Consider the following 2795-nt stretch of genomic DNA (forward strand, 5'->3'; position numbering starts at 1 on the left):
CGAATAACCCTGAAATGTTACGATGGTTTAAGTTTCCGGTTAGTAGCAAATCCTCTAAAGAGGAATCGACCGAGTTAGAGACTCAGGAAGATATGGTTTAAGGGATTTTTTATAGTTAGAGTTTAAAGGCTTCTTATCGTTATGGTAGGGAGCTTTTTTTTGAATTATGAGTTAAGAATTTTTAATTATGAATTACGAATTACGATCCCGATAGCTAGCGGGAATGAATTATGATGATTGAAAGGATGAGAAATTTTAATTCTTTTTGTTGAAGGGGGGCGTTTGGATCATCCGAGCTTAGATCGAGGTGATAGAATAAGGATGAAGGTTTTTAAAATCGATCCAAATCTCGATTTACCTATCCCGATTATTGAATTGCTCCTGAATAATGCCTTAGATTTGCATCGAAATGGAATTATTAAAACGAATGGGTAATAATACGTAGAAATGTGTTGTTGCGCTGGTCTGTTTTAATTACAAATTACGATTAGGAGAAACTCAGAAGCCCTACTTTTTCCTTTATTACACGCGTAAGAGCTCTATTGATTATTTTAATTATACTTGACCCCTGGAAATATAAAGAGACTTATGAGAGATTTTGCAGCTATCGATTTTGAAACCGCTAACCAGAATGGTAGTAGTGTATGTGCTGTTGGCGTAGTTGTGGTTAGAGATGGAGAAATTACCGATAAGTTCTATCGTTTGATTCAGCCTGAACCGAACTTCTATACCTATTGGAATACCAAATGCCATGGTTTAACTGTTGCTGATACCGATGATTCACCTGTTTTTTCGAAGGTTTGGAAAGAAATTGAACCGCTTATAGTGGGATTACCTCTTATTGCTCACAACAGTCGGTTCGATGAAAGATGCCTTAAAACTGTTTTTAAGACTTACCAAATGGATTATCCCGATTATGAGTTTCATTGTACTTTAAAGGCTGCGAAAAAGAATTTCCCCGATCTTGAAAATCATCAGCTTCATACTGTATCGAGATATTGTGGTTACGAGATGCGTAATCATCATGAGGCTCTCGACGATGCTTATGCGTGTGCTATTATTGCGATTAAGCTATTTGTAAAGCCTAATGAGGCATTGAATTATAAGTTGGAGCTATAATATCTTATTCTCCACTCAAGCTGCGATACTGAGGTCGGAGTCTTGAGCTTTTTTGAGGAAAAAACAAGGGCTGCTAATATAGAATTGGCAGCCTTTTTGTGTCTAAGGGATTGTATTAGAATGGTAGCCGACTTTAGACGATTCAACACATAAACGGCAACAGGTTTGAAGTGTATTCTTAAAGCTGGCAGGGCTGGTTCGGTGCAGTTCGGGCTGCTTTAGTCTGCTTTCAATTTTTTTTGCTATAGCCCTTTAGCAAAGCATAAGCTGTCAGCTATTTTCGCCAGTTTACCATACTTCTTAATCTGACTATAACCATTCTTCACATAAAGCCTGTTTGCTTCAGGCTGGTTCTTACCTGTGAATAATATACACCTGAAACTCCCCAATTCTTTCGCCCATTTCTCTAATTCAGACAGCATATGGGTTCCAATTCTTTTTCCTCTCACTTCAGGTGAAACATACATTCTCTTTATTTCCATGCAGTTCGAATCGTATGCTGCTATTGCACCACATCCTATTGGCTTATTATTTTCGTATGCCAAAACAACGTATTTGATATTTTCAATTGTATTAAATTGAGATAAAGGGTGATCCGCACCATCCCTTTCAGCAAGGTCAGCATTCAGCAATTGAACCAGTTTTATGAATTCCTGATTTTCGGCGTTTGTTCTTACAATTCTTATCATCTTATTTTTATATGAGGCGTAAGGTGTTCAGGGGATGCGCTATGCCTTGCTGTTGCACACGGTTTTTATTTTTTCCAATACTAAAAATAAGCATAATCAAAGAATATTTACTCCCTTGAAGCCTATAACGATGATTTGAAGTATTGAATTTTATTTCTTTTGCTCAAGCCGCTAGGGCTCTTACTTTTTTCTTCGATAAAAAAGTAAGCAAAAAATCAAGTCAGTCTGATCCTTGTTTTCTCTTCGTGGTAAAAACTGTAGCACGCCTCACGGCAGACTGACAAAACACGCCCAAAACATCTATTAAAATTGATTCAGATTCTATCTTTAGATTGGCCTCGGCAGCGCAAGTGGGGCCCCATAGGTGAAAAAGGCGTTAAAAACAGAATGCTGTTTGAGTGAGGAACGAGCGAGTTCAGTCTGTTTAGGCTTTGAGCCGTTATGGGTCACTGAGTGCCGGAGCCATTGATTTTTGTTGCTTTTCATTAAGGAAAAGTAAAAGGCCCAGCGGCTTAAGCGAAAAGTTAAAATAAAATCTAAAGTATTTTATATACCTGTAAGGATTATTAAGCTTAAGATAAAGTGTCTTTGAGTACGCTTTGAAATGTATTCTTAAAGCTCGCTGGTGTGGTTTTGTGCAATTGTATCGAGGTACAATCGTTAAACTGCATAAAGGCCTTCAGTTCTTTGCTTAGAGCAAGAGCGAAAGCCTCCGTTTTCGTAAGATTAGCTTCCAGCACCAGATGTTTAATATGCAGCACGGCTGTTTTTCTATCTGCTTTGCAGTCCATTCGAGCAAGCAATTGGCCATCCCATAAAATAGGTAGAGAGAAATAGCCATACTGGCGTTTTGCCTCGGGCACATAACACTCTATCTGGTAATCGAAGTGGAAGAGAGTCTGTATGCGCTTGCGTTGAATCAGCAGATTATCGAAAGGGGAGAGTATTTTGAGTTTACTCCGTGAAAGTGATCTGCTCAAAAGCTCC

3 protein-coding genes are annotated in these 2795 nt (G+C 38.4%); 1 reads left to right on the forward strand and 2 read right to left on the reverse strand.

Features of this window, described 5'->3' with window-relative positions; genetic code table 11:
• The first annotated feature begins 588 nt into the window (after window positions 1-588).
• Window positions 589-1119, forward strand: a complete 531-nt coding sequence (locus ABY905_RS16020; RefSeq protein WP_372645684.1) for an exonuclease domain-containing protein — start codon at window positions 589-591, stop codon at window positions 1117-1119.
• A gap of 242 nt (window positions 1120-1361) precedes the next feature.
• Here the strand turns inward: ABY905_RS16020 and ABY905_RS16025 are convergent, their stop codons facing one another.
• Both ABY905_RS16025 and ABY905_RS16030 read right to left on the reverse strand, forming a co-directional pair.
• Entirely contained in the window at window positions 1362-1808 is a 447-nt protein-coding gene (locus ABY905_RS16025) for a GNAT family N-acetyltransferase (protein ID WP_372645687.1), read from the reverse strand.
• 572 nt (window positions 1809-2380) lie between these two features.
• Window positions 2381-2795: DNA glycosylase AlkZ-like family protein (locus ABY905_RS16030; protein ID WP_372645689.1), on the reverse strand; the 415-nt coding region annotated here is incomplete at its 5' end.

The organism is Ancylomarina sp. (assembly GCF_041555295.1).
Classification (GTDB): Bacteria; Bacteroidota; Bacteroidia; order Bacteroidales; family Marinifilaceae; genus Ancylomarina.

Coding starts and splice junctions, on each gene's coding strand:
- ABY905_RS16020 (WP_372645684.1), top strand. CDS start 589: ATGAGAGATTTTGCAGCTATCGATTTTGAAACCGCTAACCAGAATGGT.
- ABY905_RS16025 (WP_372645687.1), bottom strand. CDS start 1,808: ATGATAAGAATTGTAAGAACAAACGCCGAAAATCAGGAATTCATAAAA.